Raw genomic sequence first — 23704 nt, 5'->3', positions numbered from 1 at the left:
ACGCCGCTGGCAGCATCTCCCGATGGCACGCTATACTGGTGCGCTTGATGCTCTCTTCGTCCCTAACCGGCGCTTACTCGCTGAGCAGCGTCGCGTCCAGGTGCTTCATTCTTCTTCGTCGAGATTAGGGGTTCTATGGCTGGTAATGCGCAGCAGCAGTCGCGTCTCAAGGAGTTGATCGCGCGCGGCAAGGAACAGGGTTACCTGACCTATGCCGAGGTCAACGATCACCTGCCCGAGGATATCGCTGATCCAGAACAGGTGGAAGACATCATCAGCATGATCAACGATATGGGCATCAAGGTCGCTGAAGAAGCGCCTGATGCCGATACCTTGATGATGTCTGATTCCTCCACTGACGAGTCCGCCGCCGAAGAAGCCGTCGCTGCTCTCGCCGCGGTGGAAAGCGATGTGGGACGCACGACCGACCCGGTCCGCATGTACATGCGTGAAATGGGTACCGTCGAACTCCTGACCCGTGAAGGCGAGATCAAGATCGCCAAGCGGATCGAGGAAGGCACGCGTGAGGTCATGTCGTCTCTGGCCTTCCTGCCGGGAGCGGTCGACTCCATTCTCGAAGCCTACGATGGCACGCTCGGCGAGGACGGCGGACGTCTGTCCGACCTGTTCTCCGGTTTCATCGATCCGGATGAAGGCGTACCGGGTGTCGCTGAAGTCGAGGTCGAGGAAGTCGAGGAAGTCGAGGAAGGCGAGGAGTCTGAAGGCGAGGACGACGACGAGGACGACTCCGCTTCCGAGGGTGGTCCGGATCCTGAGCTTGCACGCGTGCGCTTCGAGCAGATTCGCGAGCAGAATGATCTGACCAAGGCCGCCATCGAGAAGTACGGTTCAGGTTCTCCTGAGGCCAAGGCCGAGCAGGAGCGTCTTGCCGAGCTGTTCTCGCCGATCAAGCTGGTGCCCAAACACTTCGAGCGCCTGGTCGGTCAGGTTCGCGTGTCCGTCGAGCAGGTGCGCGAGCAGGAAAAGGTCATCCTGCAGATCTTCGTCAAGCGCGGCAAGGTGCCTCGCAAGAGCTTCATCAAGGCATTCCCGGGCCACGAGTCCGACATGGACTGGTTCGACGGCTTCATCGGCGGCAGCAAGAAGTACGCCGACAAGCTCGAGCCGTTCCGTGCCGACGTGCTGCGTGCCCAGCGCAAGATCGCCTTCGAGCAGGACATGGTCCAGCTGCCGGTCAGCGAGCTCAAGGAAGTCAATCGTCGCCTGTCGATCGGTGAAGCCAAGGCGCGGCGTGCCAAGAAGGAAATGGTCGAGGCCAACCTGCGTCTGGTCATCTCCATCGCCAAGAAGTACACCAATCGTGGCCTGCAGTTCCTGGATCTCATCCAGGAAGGCAACATCGGCCTGATGAAGGCCGTGGACAAGTTCGAGTACCGTCGTGGTTACAAGTTCTCGACCTACGCCACCTGGTGGATCCGTCAGGCGATCACGCGCTCCATCGCGGATCAGGCGCGCACCATCCGTATTCCGGTGCACATGATCGAGACCATCAACAAGCTGAACCGTGTCTCGCGTCAGATGCTGCAGGAAATGGGTCGCGAGCCGACGCCGGAAGAGCTGGGTGAACGCCTCGAGATGCCGGAAGACAAGGTGCGTCGCGTGCTCAAGATCGCCAAGGAGCCCATCTCCATGGAGACGCCGATCGGTGACGACGATGATTCGCACCTGGGTGACTTCATCGAGGACGGCACCATGGTCTCGCCGATCGACTCCGCCACCGGCGAAGGTCTGATCGAAGCGACCCGCGGCATCCTGTCCGGCCTGACCGCACGTGAAGCCAAGGTGCTGCGCATGCGTTTCGGTATCGACATGAACACCGACCACACCCTCGAGGAAGTCGGCAAGCAGTTCGATGTCACCCGTGAGCGTATCCGTCAGATCGAAGCGAAAGCGCTGCGCAAGCTGCGTCACCCGTCACGCTCCGAGTCACTGCGTTCCTTCATGGAAGAGTGATCTGAAGCGTTCGGGGCCACGGTTCAGCCGCTGGCCCCGCTGACAGCACAACGCCCGCCCCCATGCGAATGGGAGGCGGGCGTTGTCGTTTCTGGACGCGAGTGAATGGCGTGGATAGCAGGCGGACATGATCGTCTTGCGATGCGCTGAGTGGTGGTGCCGTCAGGCTCCATGCCCCAGCTGATGCGAGGATGAGGTCGCGGCCACGCTGAAGATGACGCGTCCCTTGACGCACTGGCGGGACACCGGGCCCATCTGCTCACTGCTCAAGCCATCGGGGTGCTCTCCGTACAGCCAGAGGCGGCCGTGGTGGTCGATGCGATCTACATGCTTGATCAGCCGTCCCAGCGTCGGGTGTTCCACCACGATGGTGGTACCCGGTGCCAAGGGCCAGTGTCCAGGCCAGCGCATGCTGATGACCAGACTGTGCTGCGGGAGGCGGGGGGCAAGACTATGACCGTGCAGGCGGTAGCTGTTGAACCAGCGCATGTGAGGCTCCTTGAAGGTGAGGGCATGACACGGTCGGGGTCTTGTCGGTGTCTTTCCTGAGCAGTGGTGATAGTTGTAGGGTATCCACTGCTTAGTAAAATATAATCATTCTCATTTGATGTCCAGGCATTCTCATCCCCGGACGGAGGGTTGGTGCCGGGCAAGGGCCGAAAAAAAGCCGCGGCTCATGGTGAGCAGCGGCTTCTTGGGTATCACGAACGTGCGGGATTCTCGGGGTTCCAGCGGCGCTGGAGAGGGACTGGAGCGATGTGCGTCAGAGTGCGGCGTCGAGTTCGCGCAGTCGGGCACGGCGCTGGCGACCCATGCGAATGGCCAGCAGCACGATTTCGGCCACGGCGATCGCCATCAAGGTGTAGCCGAACAGTTCGGTGACTTCCTCGGCAGCATTCTTGACCGAGCGCAGGTAGGCGCTGCCCATCAGGGTTTCCCAGAACTCCGAGCGACCATAGAGGCGCGAGAAGACATAGGTGGCCAGGAAGCCGGCGCCAAACACTCCGAAGGCGAAGCTGCGACCGAAGTGTTCGAACTCGGCCACGAAGCGGGTGCGATGGCGCCATACGCCGATGATGACCGGAATCGCGACCACGCTGACCAGGATCTGCCAGCTGCCATCACCGAGCATGCCATCGAGCATGGCGTCCTGTTCACGGATCAATGACGCTGCGAACAGGCCGAACAGCAGCAGGCTGACGGTGCGCAGATCCGGCAGGCGTGAATGTACCAGCCACATGGTGGCGGCACTCAGCGCCAGCAGGGTGCTCTGCATGTGTTCCGTCCAGCTGGCTTCGCTGAAGCCGACATCGCCGAAGTGATGGGCATCATGCATTACCAGCGACATCATTGCTGCCACCACGGGGGCATAGATGGCCAGGCGCAGGCAGGCCTGCATGAACAGCGAGGTCGGCTTGCGACCATAAAGAGGCTGTTCGGCGCTGATGGGCAGCGGGACGGTATGGTGGTGTCGTGTCTGTGAGGTCAGGCGAGACAAGGGACTCTCCGGACAGTCCATGGACTGCCTGTCAGGGTGAGGGTGTCGTTTGCCTGCTCATTATAACGATGCAAAGGTGGCGGGTTAATATTGCCTTAAGAAAACTGTGAGGTGCCATTTGAGCATCGATGTCGCGTCATCAATCACTCATCCCTGTCTCAGGCGGTCGCGCTCGGCCTCTTCGACGATCCAGTCATGCACGGCCTGGATACGGCCATCGTCCAGAGTGCCGTGGGGATGGACGATGACGTAACGCTTGCCGGTCAGCACGCGCTCCGCGAACGGGGCAATCAGGATGCCGCTGTTCAGCTCATGGGTGATCAGGGTGCGTCTTGCCATGGCGACGCCCATGCCGGCGATGGCCGCTTCCATCGAGAGATGATTGCGATTGAAGGTATAGCCACGCTGAACGTTGACCTCCGGTGCGCCGATGCTCGCCAGGTAGAATTCCCATTCGGCATGGTCGTGGCTGCCGCGCCACGCAGTGACGTCATGCAGGAGGGGGTACCAGGCGAGATCCTGAGCATTGCGCAGTGGGGGGCGGCCGCGCATCAGGCCGGGGTGGCAGACGGGGAAGATCTCTTCTTCCATCAGCTCCGTGACCTGCATGCCGGGGTAGTGGCCATCGTTGAGGTCGACCGCCAGCTCGAAATCCCCCTCGCGCAAGGGTGAGTCACTGTCCTCGGCACGTACGTGCAGCTCGATGTCCGGGAAGCGTGCCTGCAGGCGGGGCAGGCGTGGTGCCAGCCATTTCGAGAGGAAAGACGGCACCGAGCGCAGGCGCAGCACGCCGCTCATCAGGCCGCTGCGCAGCCGCTTGACCTCCAGCCCCACTGCGCCGTAGGACTGCTCCACCACGCGTGCCAGACGCGCACCTTCCCCCGTCAGTTCCAGCCCGCGTGAACGGCGTAGAAACAGCTTGAAGCCCAGCCGCTCCTCCAGCTGCTTGATCTGCTGGCTGACTGCACCCGTGGTGACATGCAGTTCCTCGGCGGCACGCGTGAAGGAAGCGTGCCGAGCCGCACAGGCGAATACCTGAAGCCAGGCGTGGGTCTGGCCATTGAGATGGCGTGGGCTGATGGGGTGAGGCGTGGCGAGTGGCGAGTCGGAGGGCTTGGGCATGCAGGAACTCGTGCTGGCAAGAGACGACAGATGGATGCTGACTGAACAGGGATGACGCTTACGGCACAGTCTACGCCGTTTTTGTCTCGTATGGTTTAGTAAAACTAAAGCCATGGGCAATTTTTATGGTTTGTGACTGTGGTGCCCCTCCCTCATCATGGCGTCATTCACTCGCACGGCCACTGGCTCGGCGGGAATTCGAGATGAGGTGTCGTCATGTCCATCAGCGTATTTGATCTCTTCAAGGTCGGTGTCGGTCCGTCCAGCTCGCATACCGTGGGCCCGATGCGCGCTGCCGCACAATTCGTGGAAACGCTGCGCGCAAGGGATCTGCTCGAGCGTGTGGCGCGCATCGAGGTGCAGCTGCATGGCTCGCTGTCCGCGACCGGTGTCGGGCATGGCACCGACAAGGCTGCCATCCTCGGGTTGATGGGCGAGCTGCCCGAGACCATCGACCCGACCATCATCGAGCCCTGCGTCGAGGAGCTGCTGGAATCCCAGACGCTGCTGCTCGACAACCGCATCGCGGTGCCCTTCGTGTGGGTGCGCGACATGCAGTGGCACGACGAGCCCTTGCCCTATCACCCGAATGCCATGCGTCTGGTGGCGCATGGCTACCGTGAGGAGCTGTACCGCAATGTCTACTACTCGGTAGGCGGCGGCTTCGTGGTCGATGAGGTGGAAGCGGCGCGTGATCCGTTGCTGGAAGACGAAACCCTGCGCCTTCCCTATGAGTTCAATACCGCCAATGAGCTGCTGGCGCTATGTCGCATGCACAAGATGCGCATCAGTGAGCTGATGATGGCCAATGAGTGCTCGTTGCGCAGCGAAGCTCAGGTGCGTCGCGGTCTGTGGCGCATCTGGGAGGTGATGAACGAATGCATCGACAACGGCCTCAGCCATGAGGGCATTCTGCCCGGCGGGCTCAACGTCAAGCGGCGTGCCAAGCGGCTGCACGCGCGCCTTCTGGATGTGGAGTCCAGCAAGTCGATCATCACCTCGACCTTCTCGGCGATGGATTGGGTCAACCTGTTCGCGCTGGCGGTCAATGAAGAGAATGCCGCTGGTGGTCGCATGGTCACCGCGCCGACCAATGGCGCGGCGGGCATCATTCCGGCGGTGCTCAGCTACTACATGAAATTCCAGGAGGATGCGCGCGAGGAGGATGTGGTCGATTTCCTGCTCACGGCGGCCTCGGTGGGCATCCTGTGCAAGAAGAACGCGTCCATCTCCGGGGCGGAAGTCGGCTGTCAGGGCGAGGTCGGTTCCGCCTGCGCGATGGCGGCGGCCGGCCTTGCCGAGCTGATGGGCGCGACGCCGGAGCAGGTCGAGAACGCCGCGGAAATCGGTCTCGAGCATAACCTGGGGCTGACCTGTGACCCGATCGGCGGCCTGGTGCAGATTCCCTGCATCGAGCGCAATGCGATTGCCTCGGTCAAGGCGATCAATGCCGCCCAGATGGCGATGTGTGGCGATGGGGATCATTTCGTCTCGCTGGACAAGGCGATCCGCACCATGCGCGACACCGGCCGCGACATGCAGGACAAGTACAAGGAAACCTCCAAGGGCGGGCTCGCCGTCAACGCCATCGAGTGCTGATGCGGCTCCCTGTTCCGACGCTCTCTTTTCTCTTCTGAAGTCTTGCCATCTTCGGAGGCTAACGCATGGTCTCCGGCCAGAGATCATGTGCTCGGCAACCCTCATTGACGCCTCTCGGCACGGATTTCCGTGACCGGGATGGCGTCTTTTTTGTGCGTCTCTTTCACCGACCGTCACCACCCGACGCCTGATATCTGGCAAGGAATTGTCCCCTTGCGCGTGCCCTGGCGGCAATCACCTGCCGCTGGCATCGCCATGCCCGATATTTCGCGCCTGTCGATGATCAAGCAGAAACTGATATATCGGCTATTGGTCGAGTGACGTGGGATGAGGCTGGCAGCGTGAGTGGCAGTGTTCTAGTTTACGTTAACGTTAATTGCGCTGAGTGCAACGCCCCTGTCGGGCGGCGCCAGCGCCTCTTCACTCAGCCTTGTCGCACAGACACTGCCGGCTTGCCGGACAGGGACGGAGACCCGACATGCCATCACCTCCCATTCAGGGACCGCGCGCCAGTGGAGGTGCCTCTGCCACGGCGCCCATTCTCGAGACACGTGGCCTGAGCAAGGATTTTCGTGGTTTCACCGCCGTCGATGATGTCGATCTGCAGATTCAGGAAGGCCACATCCATGCGCTCATCGGACCGAATGGCGCAGGCAAGACCACGGTCTTCAACCTGCTGACCCGGTTCCTGCCCGCGACCCGTGGCGAGATTCTCTATCGTGGCAAGTCGATCACCCGCATGCGCTCGCATGAGATCGCGCGTCTCGGGCTGGTGCGTTCCTTCCAGATATCCGCAGTCTTCGCGCAGATGACGGTGCTCGAGAATGTGCGGGTGGCACTGCAGCGCTCACAGGGCACCTCGTTTCACTTCTGGAAGTCCGAGCGCAGCCTCGACAGCCTCAATGAGCAGGCGCTGCATCTGCTGGAAGAGGTGGGGCTGCGCGAGGACGCCAGCCGAGTGACGGCCAGTCTGCCCTATGGCCGCAAGCGTGCGCTGGAGCTCGCCACCACGCTGGCACTGGAGCCGACGGTGATGCTGCTGGATGAGCCGACCCAGGGCATGGGCGCCGAGGATGTAGACCGTGTGGTCGAGCTGATTCGCGTCGCGGCACGTGGGCGCACGGTGCTGATGGTCGAGCACAACCTGAGCGTGGTCAGTCGTCTGTGTGACCGCATCAGTGTGCTGGCGCGCGGACGCGTGCTGGCGGAAGGCGACTACGCCAGCGTATCGGCCGACCCCGAGGTGCGCGAGGCGTATCTGGGCAGCGAGGTGACCGATGTCACAGCGGATCAGCACGAGGAAGTTTCATGACCGAGATCCTGGAAAGCCCGGCCAAGCGTCAGGCCCCTGCGAGTGACTCCGCCACGCCGCAAGAGCAGCTCTGCCTGCGCGAGCTGAACGCCTGGTATGGCGAGTCCCATGTGCTGCATGGCGTCAACATGACGGTGCGGCGCGGCGAGCTGGTGACCTTGGTGGGTCGCAATGGTGCCGGCCGCAGCAGCACGCTGCGCGCGATCATGAACATGGTCGGCCGGCGCAGTGGCGGGATCTTTCTCAAGGGTCGCGACACCATGAAGCTGGCCCCGCATCACATCGCCCATCTCGGTGTGGGCTACTGTCCCGAGGAGCGTGGCATCTTCTCGAGTCTGAGTGTCGAGGAAAACCTGCTGTTGCCACCGATGGTCAAGGGCGCAGGGCATGGCCAGGGTCAGAGCCAGCGTCAGGGTCAGAATCAGGGCATGTCGCTGGATGAGCTCTACGCGCTGTTTCCCAATCTGCATGAGCGGCGCAACAGCCAGGGCACGCGCCTCTCCGGTGGCGAGCAGCAGATGCTGGCGCTGGCGCGCATCCTGAGAACCGGGGCCGACCTGCTGTTGCTGGATGAGATCACCGAGGGTCTCGCGCCGGTCATCAATCAGAAGCTGGGTGAGGTGCTGATGATGCTGAAGGCGCGCGGCATGACCATCGTGCTGGTCGAGCAGAACTTCCGCTTTGCCGCACCACTGGCCGACCGCCATTACCTGATGGAGCACGGCACCATTCTTGAGGAGATCTCCGCCGCTGAACTGCCGGCACGCCACGAATATCTGCACAAGGTACTGGGGGTCTGAACTCCCGGTCGGGGTGAGCTGCACCGCGCTTGCCGCCATGCACCGCCGTTGCATTCGCCAATCTGAAGTCCGTACGTCTCACCACAACAATCACAATACTGCCGGGTAAAACCGGTCTGGAGATGTCATGCACGCCACCGTTTCATCCAACGCCACCCCTGTCGCGTCACCGTTGTCACGTCGCATCACGGCGGCCACACGCCGGCGCCTGTGGCCGCTGTCCGCGCTCATGATGGGGTCACTGCTGTCGGCGGGAATCGCGCAGGCCGATATCAGTGACGGCGTGATCAAGATCGGCTATCTGGCCGACATGTCGGGCACCTATCGTGACCTGGCAGGCCCGGGCGGCCTGGATGCGCTCAAGATGGCGGTCGAGGACTTCGGCGGCAGCGTCAACGGCATGCCGATCGAGGTATTGAGTGCCGATGACCGCAACAGCGCCGATGTCGGTGCCAATACGGTGCGCGGCTGGATCGATCAGCAGAATGTCGACATGGTCGCAGGCCTGGTGGCCTCATCGGTAAGTATCGCGGTGACGCGGATTCTCGCCGAACAGGACACGCTGGGAATCGTCTCCGGCTCGGCGGCCTCCAGCATCACCAATGAGCATTGCACGCCCAATCATGTCCACTGGGTGTATGACACCTATCCGCTGGCGCATGGCACGGCCAAGGCCATCGTCGATGAAGGCGGCGACAGCTGGTTCCTGCTGACTGCGGATTACGCCTTCGGTCATGCCCTGGAAGGAGATGTGGAAAAGGTGGTGACCGAGAACGGCGGGAGCATCGTCGGCAAGGTGCGTCATCCGTTCCCGACCAGTGATTTCTCCTCCTACATCCTGCAGGCGCAGGGTTCCGGCGCCAAGATCGTCGGGCTGGCCAACGCCGGGGCGGACACCGTCAATGCGTTGACCACGGCGAGTCAGTTCGGCGTGGTGCAGTCGGGGCAGTCGCTGGCCGGGCTGTTGATCTTCCTCAACGACGTGCACGCGCTGGGGCTTGAGGTCGCGCAGGGGCTGCAGCTCACCACCGGCTGGTACTGGGACCTCAATGACGAGACGCGTGCCTGGTCCCAGCGCTATCACGAGCGCAATGCGCGCATGCCGACCATGGTCCAGGCCGGCATCTACTCAAGCACCCTGCATTACCTGAATGCGGTGGCAGCCACCGGCAGTGATGACACCGCCACCGTACGGGCGAAGATGGGCGAGACGCCGGTCAATGACATGTTCGCCAACAACGGCACCATCCGTGCCGATGGGCGCATGGTGCACGACATGTACCTGGTCAAGGTCAAGGCGCCCGCCGAGTCCCAAGGCGAGTGGGACGTCTATGACGTGATCCGCACCATTCCCGGCGCTGAGGCCTACCGACCGCTGGCGGACAGCCAGTGCGAGCTGGTCAAGGGCTGAAGGCGAACGTCAGTCGAGTCGCTGAGACGTATGACATGGCGCTGCTGATCACGGGATCGGCAGCGCCGAACGGCTGACGCAAGTGGGCGCTGAAAAGGACTGAGCGGATGACGATGATTCTTGGAATACCCCTGATGGTACTGTTCGGCCAGCTGATGCTGGGGCTGATCAATGGTGCCTTCTATGCATTGCTGAGTCTGGGGCTGGCGGTGATCTTCGGTCTGTTGCGCATCATCAACTTCGCGCATGGTGCCCAGTACATGCTGGGGGCCTTCGCGGCGCTGCTGGGGGCGCAGTATCTGGGGCTCAATTACTGGGCGGCGCTGATCGTGGTGCCGCTGGTGGTGGGGGCGCTGGGCATTCTTGTCGAGCGCTTCCTGCTGCGCCGCATCCAGCATCTCGATCACCTCTATGGCCTGCTGCTGACCTTCGGTCTGGCGCTGATCCTCGAGGGCACGCTGGTGAATCTGTTCGGTGTCTCGGGGTCGAGCTACCCGATCCCCGAGGCGCTGAGTGGCGGCTTCAAGCTGAGCTTCATGTTCCTGCCCACCTACCGCGCCTGGGTGCTGGTGGCGGCGTTGGTGGTCTGCTTCGGAGTCTGGTTCCTGATCGAGCGCACGCGTCTCGGTGCCTATCTGCGCGCGGGAACCGAGAATCCTGAGCTGGTGCAGGCCTTCGGCATCAATGTGCCCTTGATGGTGTCACTGACCTACGGACTGGGCGTGGCGCTGGCCGCCTTCGCCGGCGTGCTGGCCGCACCCTTGTATCCCGTCTCGCCGACCATGGGCTCGAGCCTGCTGATCGTGGTGTTCGCGGTGGTGGTCATCGGTGGAATGGGCTCGATTCTCGGTGCCATCCTCACCGGGCTCGCGATGGGGCTGATCGAGGGGCTGACCAAGGTGTTCTATCCCGAGGCCGCCAATACCGTGATCTTCGTGGTGATGGTGATGGTCTTGATGCTTCGCCCCGCCGGGCTGTTCGGAAAGGAGGCCTGACATGGCCGTACTGCAACAGGACCACCAGGCCGCGCGTGCAGGCAGCGCGCCGCGCAGAATCACCCCGCTGGGCATGCTGTATCTCGTGCTGTTCCTGCTCGGGTTGCTGGCGCCCTGGGTCGCCTATCCCGTCTTTCTGATGAAGATTCTGTGCTTCGCGCTGTTCGCGAGCGCCTTCAATCTGCTGCTCGGCTTCGTGGGGCTACTGTCCTTCGGGCATGCCGCCTTCCTGGCCACGGGTGCCTACATCACCGGCTTTCTGCTCGCGGAGTATCCGGGCCTGAGTCCCGCGCTGGGCATCGTGGCCGGCACCTTGGGGGCCGTGGTGCTCGGCACGCTGTTCGGGGCGCTGGCCATCCGACGACAGGGCATCTACTTCGCGATGATCACGCTGGCCCTGGCCCAGATGATGTTCTTCTTCTTCATCCAGGCGCCGTTCACCCATGGGGAAGATGGCCTGCATGGCGTGCCGCGCGGTGAGCTGTTCGGCGTGTTCGATCTGGCGGACAACCACACGCTCTATTACGTCGTGTTCGCGATCTTCGTGGCGGCCTTTGCCCTGATCCGCCGTGTGGTGCATTCCCCCTTCGGTCAGGTGCTGAAGGCGATTCGCGAGAACGAGCCGCGTGCCATCTCGCTGGGCTATCACACCGATGCCTACAAGCTGGTCGCCTTCGTGCTGTCGGCGGGGCTGGCGGGCCTTGCGGGAGCGACCAAGACGCTGGTGTTCCAGCTCGCCTCGCTGGGCGATGCCAGCTGGCACATGTCGGGGGAGGTGATCCTGATGACACTGCTGGGCGGTGTCGGCACGCTGCTCGGGCCGCTGGTGGGTTCCGGGCTGGTCATCGGGCTTCAGCATCAGCTGGCGCAGTCCGCGCTGGGGGATTGGGTCAGCGTGATACTGGGCGCCATCTTCGTGGTCTGCGTGCTCAGCTTCCGCAGCGGCATCATCGGGGAATGCCAACGCTGGATCGCGCGTCGTCAGCAGCGGGAAGAAAAATGAGCGGCGAGGGTGGGGATGAGAAGCGAGGTCAGCAACAAGGTGCGGGTGGCGCGTTTTGCTCTTAAGCAAAGAAAATCAATGGCTTGCCGATGACTTCAGGCATAAAAAAAGTCCACCCAAGTGGGTGGACTTAAATGCCATTGTATATCGAGGGGGATACGCCGGTCCCGGATCCTCGACTCAGCAATGAGCACGCCATGCGAGATAGCCGCCATTTGCCATCTCGCTTTATAGATTGCATACCTGGTGCCAGCTTTCTAGCAAGTCATTCAAAATCAATAGCTTGAGTGTTTTCTCTTCGCCAGATGCCTGCCAGGTGGCGGTCAGGCGAGTCGAGGCGTGCGCATTGCCGGGCGGATCATGGTGCGTTGCAGCATGGTTGTGCACCAAATATGTGCCATTTTTCGAGCATATCCGTACGTCATCAATAGCTTATGTGCTTTTCAGGCATCGGCCTGTCCGCTAGCACTGTATCTGCACGGCATCCCCCTCGAGGCGAACCGGCCACACCTGAAGCGAGAGCGTCTCGTCATCCAAGCATTGGCCATCTTTGAGTCGATAGCGCTGCTTGTAGAGCGGCGAGATCACCAGTGGCTCACCGGCATGATCGCCCAGCAGACCGCGGGCGATCACGTTGGCGCCGGATACCGGATCATGATGGTCGATGGCGAACAGCGTGAGGGCGTCGCTGTCCGCGCTGGAGGGTAGCGTGAACAGCGCGATCTGGAAGTCCTGGCCGGCCTGTTCCAGCCAGGCGGCCATCCCGGAGCCCGGCACCAGGTCCCCGCGCTGACAGAGTGTCACCCAGCGACGTGGCGACTCCTCCTTGGTTGAGGTGTCAGGTGCCGTGTCCTGTGCCGTGTGGCACGCTGTGGAGAGCGGTGTGGAAGCGAGTGCAGGCGATGTCATGAGCGCACCTCCGTGGCCAGGTTGGCCGTCAGTTCTGTTGCCAGGCTGATGCCTGAGTCCGTTCCCTCATCGAGAGAGCCGCCGTCACTGGTGATCAGCTCGCCGCGGCTTGCCGGGCGTATCTGGTCACGCTCGATGATGTTGACCACGGCAGGGTCGGGTCGCTGGTCATTCACGTAGTGGCGGAAGCGCTTGAGCTTCTCGGGACTCTTGAGGGCATTGGCCCATTCGCATTCGTAGCGGTCCACCACCTGTTGCATCTGCTCCTCGAGGGTCTCGCCAAGCCCCAGACTGTCCTCGAGAATCACCTCCTTCAGATAGTCGAGCCCGCCTTCGAGGCCCTCGCGCCAGACGGAGGTGCGCTGCAGGCGATCGGCGGTGCGAATGTAGAACATCAGGAAGCGGTCGATGGTGCGGATCAGTGTCTCGTCATCCAGATCGGTCGCGAACAGCTCCGCGTGACGCGGGCGCATGCCGCCGTTGCCGCAGACGTAGAGGTTCCAGCCGTTCTCGGTGGCGATCACGCCGACATCCTTGCTCTGGGCCTCGGCGCATTCGCGGGTACAGCCGGAGACGGCGAACTTGAGCTTGTGCGGTGAACGCAGGCCCTTGTAGCGGTCTTCCAGCGTCAGCGCCATCGCCATGCTGTCCTGCACGCCATAGCGACACCAGGTGCTGCCGATGCAGGATTTCACCGTACGGGTGGACTTGCCGTAGGCGTGGCCGGTCTCGAAGCCGGCGGCGATCAATTCACCCCAGATATCCGGCAGTTCATGCAGCTGGGCGCCGAAGAGGTCGATGCGTTGCCCGCCGGTGATCTTGGTATAGAGGTTGTAGCGCTTGCCGATCTCGCCGATGGCGATCAGCTTGTCCGGCGTGATCTCGCCGCCGGGAATGCGTGGCACCACGGAGTAGGTGCCGTTCTTCTGCATGTTGGCCATGAAGGTGTCATTGGTGTCCTGCAGCGGAATGTGCGAGGACTCGGTGATCGGCGCGTTCCAGCACGAGGCCAGAATCGAGCCCACCGCCGGCTTGCAGATCTCGCAGCCCAGGGCATCCGGATGGCGGCCGTGGCTGGCCATCAGCTCGGCGAAGGTCTGGATGCCTTCGACGCGCACCAGCGAGTAGAGCTCCTGACGCGTGTGCGCGAAGTGCTCGCACAGTGAGCGATCGACCTCGACGCCACGACTTTCCAGCTCGGCATCCACTACCTTCTTGAGCAGCGCCGCACAGCCTCCGCAACCGGTGCTAGCCTTGGTGCAGGCCTTGATGGCGCCCAGATCACTGTTGCCGTCATCGATGGCGCTGCAGACATCGCCCTTGGAGACGTTGTGGCAGGAGCACAGCGTGGCGCTGTCGGGCAGGGCATCCGCGCCCAGCGTGATGGCTTCGCCACTGGCATCCGGCAGGATGAGTGCCGCCGGGTCCTTGGGTGCCGTGATGCCATTGGTGACGTACTGCAGCAGGGTGTCGTAGCGCGAGTTGTCACCGATCAGCACCGCGCCCAGTACCTGCTTGCGGTCCTGCGAGACGACAAGGCGTCGATAGACACCTTCGGCTTCATCGCAGTAACGATAGCTGATCGCGCCTTCGCTCTTGCCGTGGGCGTCACCGATGGAGCCGACATCCACCCCCAGCAGCTTGAGCTTGGTGGACATGTCGGCGCCCTGGAAGCGGAAGCGCTCCTGCGCATCGCTTGTGGCATCGCCTGTGCTGGCGGCCAGCAGGGACGCCACGCCGCGTGCCATCTGATAGCCGGGCGCGACCAGCCCGAAGATGCGCGATTGCCACAGGGCGCACTCGCCGATGGCAAAGATTTCCGGGTCCGAGGTGCGGCATTCGTCATCGATGATGATGCCGCCGCGCTCGCCGATCTCGAGGCTGGCGCTGCGTGCCAGTGCATCCTGAGGACGGATGCCGGCGGAAAACACGATCAGATCCGCTTCCAGATGCTCACCGTCGGAGAAATTCATCCGCCACTGGTACTCCTCGCCGGGCACGATGTCGGTGGTGGCGCGATTGAGGTGCACTCCCACGCCCAGCGCAGTGATGTGTTGCTTGAGTGCCAGGCCGCCATCCTCATCCAGCTGCACCGGCATCAGGCGTGGCGCGAATTCGACCACATGCGCCTCCAGACCGAGTGACTTGAGGGCGTTGGCGGCCTCAAGTCCCAGCAGGCCGCCACCGACCACCACGCCACGCGTCTTGCCGTCGGCAGCGGCGCGTATCTGGTCGAGGTCTTCCAGGGTGCGGTAGACCAGCCGATTGCTGGCGGCGGCCTCGCTGCCTGGCTCGCCAAGGCCCTGGATGGGCGGCACGAAAGGCGTGGAGCCGGTGGCCAGCACCAGGCTGTCGTAGGGATAGCGCCCTTGGGGAGTGATGACATGGCCGCCGTCGCGATCGATCGCCGTGACGCACTCCTCGAGGTGCAGCGTGATACCGGCGCTGGCGTAATCCTCCACGCTGCCGAGCGCGAGAGAATCGGCATCGCGTCCGGTGAAGTACTCCGAGAGATGTACGCGGTCGTAGGCGATGTGGCGCTCTTCGCCGAAGACATGAATCTGGTAGTGCGCGGTGGCGCCCAGCGCGATCAGCTGCTCGACGCAATGATGGCCTACCATGCCATTGCCGATGATGATCAGGTGTTTCATGCGGCCTCCTCGAAGGTGTCAGGGGTGGTGTCGCGATCAGGATGTTGAGATGCAGTGTTCTGGTGGGTCGCTCTGCCGCCGGGGTCATTCGGTGGGCCAGAGGGTGTCTCGTCCAGTTGTGCCAGCGCTTGTGCGGGCATGAGCAGCAGGTCGTCACGAATCGCTGTCAGTGGCGTGCCTGCCTTGAGGGCTTCGAACAGCGCGTTGCCGGCACTGACATCGCCGTAGAGCACCACGCCGACCAGACGCTCATCGCGCAGCAATAGTCGGCGGTAGTCACCCAGGGCGTGGTCCTGATAGACCAGCACCTCGTCAGTGGGATGTGGCATCAGCTCGCCGCAGCTGTAGAGGTCGATACCGCTGACCTTGAGGCGGGTCGCCAGAGGGGCATTGCGATAGGGCGGGGTCGCTTGCTCAAGAAGATGGCGTGCGAGCACCTCGATCTGTGCCCAGATGGGCTCGATCAGACCGAAGGTCTCGCCCTCTACCTCACAGCATTCGCCCAGCGCGAGAATGTGCGGATCGCTCGTGAGCAGGTGGCCATCGACCTGGACGGCGCGCTGGCAGGCCAGGCCGGCAGCACGCGCAAGCGTTATCTCGGGGCGGATGCCAGTGGCGGCGATGGTCAGTCCGGCGTGCAGTTCACGGCCATCCTTGAGACGCACGCCAGTGATGCGGCCCTTCGGCGTTTCGAGCCATTGCTCAAGATGCGCGTCGGTGATGATCTCGAGGCCGCGCTCGCTCAGCTCCTGCTCCAGCAAGCCAGCGGCCACGTCATCCAGCTGACGATTCATCAGTCGCTCGCTGCGCTGGATCAGGGTCACCGCCAGTCCGCGCTTGCGCAGTCCTTCGGCGGCTTCGAGCCCCAGTAGGCCGCCGCCGATCACCAGGGCATTGCCGTCGTGACCGGCTCCGGTGCGACAGGCGGCCTGCATCTGCTCGACATCCCTGAGGTCACGAAAGCCCATCAGTCCCGGTGGCCAATCATTGGCATCCAGTGCCTGAGGCAGGTGAGCGGGGAGCGGCAGTGGCAGCGCCGGGCGTGACCCCGTGGCGATCACCAGACGCTGATAGGGAATGCGGCGACCGCTGGCGGTCTCGACACAGCGGGCGGCGCGGTCGATCTGACAGGCGGGATCACCGCTGATCCGTGTGATGCCATGCAGCGAGAACCAGTCGGCCTGCTGGCTGATCAGGTCATCGGCTTGTGTCTCGCCCGCCAATAGTGGGGAGAGCTGAATGCGGTTGTAGGGCAGGTGAGGCTCTTCACCGATCACCGTGACTGCCCAAGGGAGCTGGCGATCAGGTGACAGCGCGACCAGTTGCTCCAGCAGCTTCTGCGCCGCCATGCCATGACCGATGATGATCAGGGACGGGGTCGTGTCGCCGGTGGAAGATGACGGATGCATGCTGCCTCCTTGCGATGGGATATCGAGTGCAAAAAAAAGCGCCTGCTTGCCGCCGTGAAGTTCACGACGTCAAGCAGGCGCCTTTGCCTGGAAGATGAGGGCTAAGCATTGGATAGCGAGTTGCAGTGCTGCGCGACGATACGGCTGTCACTCGGGACTGCGGCAGGTCTGGCGGACCGTTGGCTGCCGTGCATCCGCATGGATGCGCGGCGAGACCTGCGATTCGGGGTCGTCATTGACCCAACCTGTCAGGAATACAGCGAATTTGGTGCCGTCTGAGGAAAAACCACCAACTTTCATTGGTTTGTGAGTATTTCGATGTCGAGGGTCAGGTGTTTTCGAGTGGCTTGAGGCGCCATGGGAGCCGCCTGTCGTGAGGGAATGGTGCAGGAAGTCTCAAGGATGCACAGGGCTGGTGCGACAAGGCGGAGTGAGCGGCAGGGTCTTGCGGCTTCTGTCGACAGACTGGTGAGACTGAATGGTGCAAGTTGCTGTTATCAAAGAGAAAGAGAAATGATTGGTCTGGTATCTGCCTCTTTTACCGCATTCATGTGCAGACATGACTGAGGGATCCATGTTCGCGTCAGCAATGACGTCGGGCATTACATCCGGCCAATGGCGGCTTGATCAGTCAGTCCGCGCGATGACCCGAACCGGGTCAGATACCTAGTCAGTGAACAGATATCAGCAACAGGCAAAGGCGCCTGATGACCGCACGCTTCGTGCTCGGTCGTCAGGCGCCTTTTTCGTGGTCAACGTTCTGTGCTCAATGCACCAGGGAGTGATGTCGATGCAAGTCAGGAATCCCCCAGACGCCCCGCAACCTGCTAGATGTCGTGCCACTACCACCTGCCCGTATTGCGGTGTCGGATGTGGTGTGGCGGTCGAGCTTGAGCAGGACCAGGACAATGTGCGCATCGTGTCGTTGAGTGGTGATGTCGCGCATCCGGCCAATCATGGCCGGCTCTGCGTCAAGGGCTCCGCGCTTGCCGAGACGCTGTCGGCCGATGGGCGTCTGACGATGCCGCAGGTGCGTGATGAGGCCGGGGTATTGCGAGAGGTGAGCTGGGAGACGGCGCTGGACCTGATCGCCGCACGCTTTGCTGATCTGAGCAGGACGCATGGCGGAGAAAGCATCGCCGCCTATCTCTCGGGGCAGCTGCTGACCGAGGACTATTACGTCGCCAACAAGCTGTTCAAGGGCTTCATCGGTACCCCTCATCTGGATACCAATTCGCGACTGTGCATGGCCTCGGCCGTCGTGGCTCACAAGCGTGCCTTCGGAGCGGACGCCGTGCCCTGCAGTTACGAGGACCTCGAGCGTGCCGAGCTGGTCGTGCTGGTCGGCAGCAATCTGGCCTGGAACCATCCGGTGCTGTTTCAGCGGCTCAAGCAGGCGCGTATCGACAATCCATTGCTGCGAATCGTGGTGATCGACCCCCGGGTGACCGACAGCTGCGAGATAGCCGATCTCTATCTTGGCCTGCGTCCCGGCAGTGATGCGCGTCTCTTCAATGGTCTGCTGGCCTACATGGCAGATCGCGGACGCCTGGATCGCCTCTATCTGAAGGCGCACACCCAGGGCTTCGATGCGGCGCTCAAGGCGGCAAGGCGGGAAGACTGCTCGCTGGCGGCAATCGCGCGTGACTGTGATGTCGATGTGGAGCGTCTCGAGACTTTCTATTACTGGTTCGCGACCCAGTTGCATGTGGTGACGCTGTTCTCCCAGGGTGTGAACCAATCGACCAGCGGTACCGACAAGGGCAATGCGATCATCAATTGCCATCTGGCCGGGGGCAAGCTCGGGCTGCCGGGGGCGGGACCGTTCTCGATCACCGGACAGCCCAACGCGATGGGCGGCCGGGAAGTCGGTGGACTGGCCAATCAGCTGGCGGCACACATGGACTACGAGACGCCGGGCGCGCGGGAGCTGGTCGGTGAATTCTGGAACGCCCCGAATATCCCTCAGGGGCCGGGGCACAAGGCGGTCGAACTGTTCGCGGCGATCGAGCGTGGAGAGATACAGGCGCTATGGATCATGGCGACCAATCCGGCGGTCAGTCTGCCGGACAGTACGCGCGTACGTGCGGCGCTGGCGGCCTGTCCGCTGGTGATCGTCTCCGAGTGCATGGCGGACAGCGACACCCTGGCGTATGCCGATGTGGTGTTGCCGGCCAGCAGCTGGAGCGAGAAGGATGGCACCGTCACCAATTCCGAGCGCTGCATCTCGCGTCAGCGTGGATTGCTCGCACCGCCGGGCGAGGCACGTCACGACTGGTGGCAGCTGGCGGAGGTCGGCAAGCGCATGGGGTACCAGGCGGCATTTGGCTACTCGGGGCCCCACGCGATCTTCCGCGAGCACGCCAGGTTGTCCGGCTTCCGCAACGTCGCGCCACGTCACAAGGCGGGCAGCAAGCCTCTGGCGGCTTCCTCGATCAGGCGGCTGTTCAACATCGCGCCGCTGGCCGAGCTGGATCGCGAGGGCTATGACGCGCTCAGACCGATTCAATGGCCGGTACGGCGTGGTGAAAAGGGGGAGCTCATCGGCACATTGCGGTTGTTCGAGGATGCCACCTTCAATACGCCGAATGGTCGCGCGCGGCTGGTGCCCGTGACCCCGCAATGGCCGCATCAGGCGCTGAGTGATGCGACACCGCTGCGCCTCAATACCGGTCGCATTCGTGATCAGTGGCACACCATGACACGGACTGCGCGCAGCGCGCGCCTGATGAATCATCGCGCCGAACCCTTCGTGGAGCTTCACCCGCAGGATGCCGCGGCTCGCGGCCTGCAGGACGGGGCTCTGGCGCAGCTTGCAGGGCGTGATGAGCAGGGGAGCGTGCGTGGCGACTATCGTGCGCGTGTGCGTATCAGTCATGGCCAGCGTCAGGGTGAGGTGTTCATCCCCATGCACTGGAATGATCACTTCGCCAGTCACGGGCGCGCCGGGGCGTTGCTGGCCGGCCTGGTCGATCCTTTCTCCGGTCAGCCGGAATCCAAGCATGGCGCGGTCGATGTCATGCCATTGCCCTGTGAATGGCAGGCCACCTTGCTGATCGCCCCTGGCGTATGGGGTGGGCATGAAGATCTTGCAGGCGCGATGACAGAGCTCGAGGGATGCTATTGGGCGCGCATCCCGCAGGCGACATTGGTGCGCTATCAGCTGGCAGGGGAAGGGCAGCCGGATTGGGCGCTCTGGTGTGAAAGGCATCTGAGTGTTCAGGCGGGGCTCTGGGCACAGGATGTGGCACAGGGAGGCATCAGTGCCGCAGGTTTTCGTGAGGGACGGCTGATCTGGTGGTTGAAGGTCACCGCTGGCGCGGCACGCTCCGACCGACAGCCCAACATCGCCTGGCTGGGGGAATGTTTCGCCTCTGACCAGCTTTCCGCACTTGAGCGTCGCAGTCTCCTCGCCGGACGCCTCTCTGGTCAGGCGGATGTCGGGACGATGGTATGCGCCTGCCATCAGGTCGGCGAACTCACGATTCGGCAGGCTATCCAGTCGGGTGACCGTTGCGTGGAAGCATTGGGGGCGCGATTGGCCTGCGGCACTCGCTGTGGCTCCTGCCTGCCTGAACTCAAACGTCTTGTGGAAGAGGAGCGATCCGATGAGCGGACTGATTCGTTGGAAATGGCGTGATCTGATGGCATCGAGCATCAATTCAGCAACCCTCGGCATCTCCATGGCACGGCTGACGGAAGGCTTGCTGTCGCGTCGCGAGTGGCGTGCCATTGGCGGACAGGCACCATCACGGGCTGATGCCGGGGCCATCACGCCTGCCTGGGACGGGCTTCTTCCGGGGCAGGTCGCGTTGGTCGGAGCCGGGCCGGGGGATCCGGATCTGATGACGCTCAAGGCCTGGAGAATGCTCAATGCAGCGGATGCCGTGGTCTATGATCGCCTGGTCGGTGACGAGATTCTGGCTCAGCTCCCGATGCACTGTGAGCGCTATTACGTCGGCAAGGCCTGCGGCAATCACAGCGTACCCCAGGACGAGATCGGCGCGCTGATGGTGCGTCTGGCCAAGGAGGGTATGCGTGTGGTCAGGCTCAAGGGCGGGGATCCCGGTATCTTCGGTCGCATGGGAGAAGAGCTGGCGGCACTTGATGAGGCTGGCATCACCCGTCATGTCGTTCCCGGCATCACCGCGGCCGCCGGTGCGGCAGCTTCGCTGGGCATGCCGCTCACCGACAGGGCTCATGCTCAGCGGCTGCGATTTGTGACCGCCCAGCTGTGCAACCGGAATGACCAGCCCGAATGGCAGCAGCTGGCACGCCGGGATGAAACGTTGCTCTTCTATATGGGGCTGAATCGCCTCGACACCATCTGTGATGAGCTGCAGCGCCATGGTCTGCCGTCAGACTGGCCGATGATGCTGGTGGCCAATGCGAGCCTCCCCGAGCAGCAGGCCTTGCACGGCACCTTGGGTGACATGGTGGCTCGTCTGGCAGAACGCCCGCTGCCGACACCCTGCCTGATCATCGTGGGCAGCGTATGCGAGATGGCAGCGGGGCGAGACCTCATGATGGCTGCGGCCATGGCACATTCCTCAGAGCGCGAAGCGCGTGTCGCCTGACAAGATCAGCCGCGCCGAGGCGGCTGCAAGGTGGCCAGTCTTGTCACGGGGTCAGAAGGGGAGTCGTCCTGGAGGGCATGTGGATGAATCTTTTATCCACAAGGCCTTGAAACCAGGCCGGTGAATGCGTAAAGTACGCATCCGCTGCCGGGGACGCATGGCGTTACCAGCGGTGAAAGAGGTTTGCAGGTGATTGTTTTGTTTGATGTTTTTGAAGTCCGCTTCCAAATCATCGATTGACAATCCCGGGCGATTCGCTAGAATACGCCGCACTCCTTACGGGACAGGTGATCGAGCAACGCTCCTCACCGCTGGATGATGCTTAGAGGCAGTCGATTGACTCATCATCAAGTGCTTGACTTCTCAAGCGTTCCGGATAGAATATGCCTCCTCGCTTAACAGCGACGCTCTTTAAAAATTTGATCAGGTAATTCGTGTGAGCGCTTGCCGATGAGTGGTGACAAGGTCACCAAATATCGGAGCAAGCCTCTCACGAGAAGTTTGACTCTGAACCAAGTTTGGTCTGCTTAACAGACTATCAAGCTTTCAACTGAAGAGTTTGATCATGGCTCAGATTGAACGCTGGCGGCAGGCTTAACACATGCAAGTCGAGCGGAAACGATTCTAGCTTGCTAGAAGGCGTCGAGCGGCGGACGGGTGAGTAATGCATGGGAATCTGCCCGATAGTGGGGGACAACCTGGGGAAACTCAGGCTAATACCGCATACGTCCTACGGGAGAAAGCAGGGGATCTTCGGACCTTGCGCTATCGGATGAGCCCATGTCGGATTAGCTTGTTGGTGAGGTAACGGCTCACCAAGGCGACGATCCGTAGCTGGTCTGAGAGGATGATCAGCCACACTGGGACTGAGACACGGCCCAGACTCCTACGGGAGGCAGCAGTGGGGAATATTGGACAATGGGCGAAAGCCTGATCCAGCCATGCCGCGTGTGTGAAGAAGGCCTTCGGGTTGTAAAGCACTTTCAGCGAGGAAGAACGCTTCGGGATTAATACTCCCGAGGAAAGACATCACTCGCAGAAGAAGCACCGGCTAACTCCGTGCCAGCAGCCGCGGTAATACGGAGGGTGCAAGCGTTAATCGGAATTACTGGGCGTAAAGCGCGCGTAGGTGGCTAAGTCAGCCAGGTGTGAAAGCCCCGGGCTCAACCTGGGAACGGCATCTGGAACTGCTTGGCTAGAGTGCAGGAGAGGAAGGTAGAATTCCCGGTGTAGCGGTGAAATGCGTAGAGATCGGGAGGAATACCAGTGGCGAAGGCGGCCTTCTGGACTGACACTGACACTGAGGTGCGAAAGCGTGGGTAGCAAACAGGATTAGATACCCTGGTAGTCCACGCCGTAAACGATGTCAACTAGCCGTTGGGTCCCTTGAGGACTTAGTGGCGCAGCTAACGCAATAAGTTGACCGCCTGGGGAGTACGGCCGCAAGGTTAAAACTCAAATGAATTGACGGGGGCCCGCACAAGCGGTGGAGCATGTGGTTTAATTCGATGCAACGCGAAGAACCTTACCTACCCTTGACATCCAGAGGACTTTCCAGAGATGGATTGGTGCCTTCGGGAACTCTGAGACAGGTGCTGCATGGCTGTCGTCAGCTCGTGTTGTGAAATGTTGGGTTAAGTCCCGTAACGAGCGCAACCCCTATCCTTATTTGCCAGCGAGTAATGTCGGGAACTCTAAGGAGACTGCCGGTGACAAACCGGAGGAAGGTGGGGACGACGTCAAGTCATCATGGCCCTTACGGGTAGGGCTACACACGTGCTACAATGGCAAGTACAAAGGGTTGCAATACGGCGACGTGGAGCCAATCCCATAAAGCTTGCCTCAGTCCGGATTGGAGTCTGCAACTCGACTCCATGAAGTCGGAATCGCTAGTAATCGTGGATCAGAATGCCACGGTGAATACGTTCCCGGGCCTTGTACACACCGCCCGTCACACCATGGGAGTGGACTGCACCAGAAGTGGTTAGCCTAACCTTCGGGAGGGCGATCACCACGGTGTGGTTCATGACTGGGGTGAAGTCGTAACAAGGTAGCCCTAGGGGAACCTGGGGCTGGATCACCTCCTTATCGACACTGTCTACTGCTCGCGGCAAGTGCTCACAACGAATTACCTGATCAAGTTAGTTTATCGAGTAGTAGTGTCGGGTCTGTAGCTCAGTTGGTTAGAGCGCACCCCTGATAAGGGTGAGGTCGGCAGTTCAAATCTGCCCAGACCCACCAAAAGCTTCGTGCTTTTGTCGACACGGTTTGCCGACTTTTGGGGCCATAGCTCAGCTGGGAGAGCGCCTGCCTTGCACGCAGGAGGTCAGCGGTTCGATCCCGCTTGGCTCCACCATCAAGTTCCGGTTCAAGCTTCTACTACCTGATAATGCTGACAGTTCACAGTGACAAGCATATCGCCTTCCTCGAGAAGGTTGTGTGAC

At 61.9% G+C, this 23704-nt stretch carries 15 protein-coding genes, 2 tRNA genes and 1 rRNA gene; 12 read left to right on the top strand and 6 right to left on the bottom strand.

Translation table 11 applies throughout. The features are described 5' to 3' along the window. Positions 1 to 135 precede the first annotated feature (135 nt). Positions 136 to 1974, top strand: a complete 1839-nt coding sequence (gene rpoD / locus AC26AR_RS14480; RefSeq protein ID WP_084207866.1) for an RNA polymerase sigma factor RpoD — start codon at positions 136 to 138, stop codon at positions 1972 to 1974. Positions 1975 to 2136: 162 nt separating this feature from the next. Here rpoD and AC26AR_RS14475 read toward each other — a convergent pair whose 3' ends face one another. The 3 genes from AC26AR_RS14475 to AC26AR_RS14465 form a co-directional block, all read right to left on the bottom strand. Continuing rightward, positions 2137 to 2463: a S24/S26 family peptidase gene (locus AC26AR_RS14475; RefSeq protein ID WP_077378119.1), complete on the bottom strand. Its 327-nt coding sequence runs from the start codon at positions 2461 to 2463 to the stop codon at positions 2137 to 2139. A gap of 274 nt (positions 2464 to 2737) precedes the next feature. Beyond that, a complete protein-coding gene (locus AC26AR_RS14470) occupies positions 2738 to 3472 on the bottom strand; it encodes a hypothetical protein (RefSeq protein ID WP_157109420.1) in 735 nt (244 codons plus the stop codon). A 147-nt stretch (positions 3473 to 3619) separates the two neighbouring features. Beyond that, complete coding sequence (locus AC26AR_RS14465) at positions 3620 to 4594, bottom strand: LysR substrate-binding domain-containing protein (RefSeq protein WP_077378122.1); 975 nt, start codon at positions 4592 to 4594, stop codon at positions 3620 to 3622. Between the two features lie 216 nt (positions 4595 to 4810). Between AC26AR_RS14465 and AC26AR_RS14460 the strand changes: the two genes are divergently transcribed. From AC26AR_RS14460 to AC26AR_RS14435, 6 genes are all read left to right on the top strand, one after another. Then, positions 4811 to 6193 carry an L-serine ammonia-lyase gene (locus AC26AR_RS14460; RefSeq protein ID WP_077378125.1) on the top strand — a complete coding sequence of 461 codons (1383 nt, stop codon included), beginning with the start codon at positions 4811 to 4813 and terminating at the stop codon, positions 6191 to 6193. 478 nt (positions 6194 to 6671) lie between these two features. Next, positions 6672 to 7505 (top strand): ABC transporter ATP-binding protein, encoded by an 834-nt coding sequence (locus AC26AR_RS14455; protein ID WP_488107254.1) that lies wholly within the window; start codon positions 6672 to 6674, stop codon positions 7503 to 7505. Further along, positions 7502 to 8305 (top strand): ABC transporter ATP-binding protein, encoded by an 804-nt coding sequence (locus AC26AR_RS14450; RefSeq protein ID WP_488107253.1) that lies wholly within the window; start codon positions 7502 to 7504, stop codon positions 8303 to 8305. Before AC26AR_RS14455 ends, AC26AR_RS14450 begins: the two co-directional genes overlap by 4 nt. Positions 8306 to 8534: 229 nt before the next feature. Beyond that, entirely contained in the window at positions 8535 to 9716 is a 1182-nt protein-coding gene (locus tag AC26AR_RS14445) for an ABC transporter substrate-binding protein (RefSeq protein WP_488107911.1), read from the top strand. A 107-nt stretch (positions 9717 to 9823) separates the two neighbouring features. Further along, positions 9824 to 10711 (top strand): branched-chain amino acid ABC transporter permease, encoded by an 888-nt coding sequence (locus tag AC26AR_RS14440; protein WP_176494279.1) that lies wholly within the window; start codon positions 9824 to 9826, stop codon positions 10709 to 10711. A gap of 73 nt (positions 10712 to 10784) precedes the next feature. Continuing rightward, the gene (locus AC26AR_RS14435) at positions 10785 to 11714 is read left to right on the top strand and encodes a branched-chain amino acid ABC transporter permease (protein ID WP_218015173.1); all 930 of its coding nucleotides are present in this window, start codon (positions 10785 to 10787) and stop codon (positions 11712 to 11714) included. 462 nt (positions 11715 to 12176) lie between these two features. Here AC26AR_RS14435 and nirD read toward each other — a convergent pair whose 3' ends face one another. Genes nirD through AC26AR_RS14420 form a run of 3 tightly spaced genes read right to left on the bottom strand, consistent with a single transcriptional unit; the run spans position 12177 to position 16683 of the window. Next, positions 12177 to 12623, bottom strand: coding sequence for a nitrite reductase small subunit NirD (gene nirD, locus AC26AR_RS14430; protein WP_488107252.1), 447 nt, complete (start codon positions 12621 to 12623; stop codon positions 12177 to 12179). Next, positions 12620 to 15274: a nitrite reductase large subunit NirB gene (gene nirB, locus AC26AR_RS14425; RefSeq protein WP_488107251.1), complete on the bottom strand. Its 2655-nt coding sequence runs from the start codon at positions 15272 to 15274 to the stop codon at positions 12620 to 12622. Before nirB ends, nirD begins: the two co-directional genes overlap by 4 nt. Beyond that, on the bottom strand, positions 15271 to 16683 hold the full coding sequence (locus AC26AR_RS14420; protein ID WP_488107250.1) for an NAD(P)/FAD-dependent oxidoreductase: 1413 nt from the start codon (positions 16681 to 16683) through the stop codon (positions 15271 to 15273). The genes nirB and AC26AR_RS14420 overlap by 4 nt, the downstream gene beginning before the upstream one ends. A 790-nt stretch (positions 16684 to 17473) precedes the next feature. Here AC26AR_RS14420 and AC26AR_RS14415 point away from each other — a divergent pair. The 5 genes from AC26AR_RS14415 to AC26AR_RS14395 all read left to right on the top strand — a co-directional run bounded on the left by AC26AR_RS14415 (position 17474) and on the right by AC26AR_RS14395 (position 23616). After that, positions 17474 to 20323 carry a nitrate reductase gene (locus AC26AR_RS14415; RefSeq protein ID WP_488107249.1) on the top strand — a complete coding sequence of 950 codons (2850 nt, stop codon included), beginning with the start codon at positions 17474 to 17476 and terminating at the stop codon, positions 20321 to 20323. Next, the gene (cobA, locus tag AC26AR_RS14410) at positions 20292 to 21260 is read left to right on the top strand and encodes a uroporphyrinogen-III C-methyltransferase (RefSeq protein WP_488107248.1); all 969 of its coding nucleotides are present in this window, start codon (positions 20292 to 20294) and stop codon (positions 21258 to 21260) included. Before AC26AR_RS14415 ends, cobA begins: the two co-directional genes overlap by 32 nt. A gap of 547 nt (positions 21261 to 21807) precedes the next feature. Next, positions 21808 to 23348 (top strand): 16S ribosomal RNA (locus AC26AR_RS14405). A gap of 76 nt (positions 23349 to 23424) precedes the next feature. Continuing rightward, positions 23425 to 23501: transfer RNA gene (locus tag AC26AR_RS14400), tRNA-Ile, on the top strand. 39 nt (positions 23502 to 23540) lie between these two features. Continuing rightward, positions 23541 to 23616 (top strand) — tRNA-Ala (locus tag AC26AR_RS14395). Positions 23617 to 23704: the final 88 nt, after the last annotated feature.

The organism is Cobetia sp. PS-4MA (genome assembly GCF_057670765.1).
The sequence above is the reverse complement of the archived record's forward strand: the minus strand, read 5'-3'. Positions and strand labels throughout refer to the sequence as shown.

What these genes read in the sequence shown, in the direction of transcription:
- rpoD (WP_084207866.1), top strand. Translation starts at nt 136, where the DNA reads ATGGCTGGTAATGCGCAGCAGCAGTCGCGTCTCAAGGAGTTGATCGCG.
- AC26AR_RS14475 (WP_077378119.1), bottom strand. Translation starts at nt 2,463, where the DNA reads ATGCGCTGGTTCAACAGCTACCGCCTGCACGGTCATAGTCTTGCCCCC.
- AC26AR_RS14465 (WP_077378122.1), bottom strand. Translation starts at nt 4,594, where the DNA reads ATGCCCAAGCCCTCCGACTCGCCACTCGCCACGCCTCACCCCATCAGC.
- AC26AR_RS14460 (WP_077378125.1), top strand. Translation starts at nt 4,811, where the DNA reads ATGTCCATCAGCGTATTTGATCTCTTCAAGGTCGGTGTCGGTCCGTCC.
- AC26AR_RS14455 (WP_488107254.1), top strand. Translation starts at nt 6,672, where the DNA reads ATGCCATCACCTCCCATTCAGGGACCGCGCGCCAGTGGAGGTGCCTCT.
- AC26AR_RS14450 (WP_488107253.1), top strand. Translation starts at nt 7,502, where the DNA reads ATGACCGAGATCCTGGAAAGCCCGGCCAAGCGTCAGGCCCCTGCGAGT.
- AC26AR_RS14445 (WP_488107911.1), top strand. Translation starts at nt 8,535, where the DNA reads ATGATGGGGTCACTGCTGTCGGCGGGAATCGCGCAGGCCGATATCAGT.
- AC26AR_RS14440 (WP_176494279.1), top strand. Translation starts at nt 9,824, where the DNA reads ATGACGATGATTCTTGGAATACCCCTGATGGTACTGTTCGGCCAGCTG.
- AC26AR_RS14435 (WP_218015173.1), top strand. Translation starts at nt 10,785, where the DNA reads ATGCTGTATCTCGTGCTGTTCCTGCTCGGGTTGCTGGCGCCCTGGGTC.
- nirD (WP_488107252.1), bottom strand. Translation starts at nt 12,623, where the DNA reads ATGACATCGCCTGCACTCGCTTCCACACCGCTCTCCACAGCGTGCCAC.
- nirB (WP_488107251.1), bottom strand. Translation starts at nt 15,274, where the DNA reads ATGAAACACCTGATCATCATCGGCAATGGCATGGTAGGCCATCATTGC.
- AC26AR_RS14420 (WP_488107250.1), bottom strand. Translation starts at nt 16,683, where the DNA reads ATGCATCCGTCATCTTCCACCGGCGACACGACCCCGTCCCTGATCATC.
- AC26AR_RS14415 (WP_488107249.1), top strand. Translation starts at nt 17,474, where the DNA reads ATGCAAGTCAGGAATCCCCCAGACGCCCCGCAACCTGCTAGATGTCGT.
- cobA (WP_488107248.1), top strand. Translation starts at nt 20,292, where the DNA reads ATGAGCGGACTGATTCGTTGGAAATGGCGTGATCTGATGGCATCGAGC.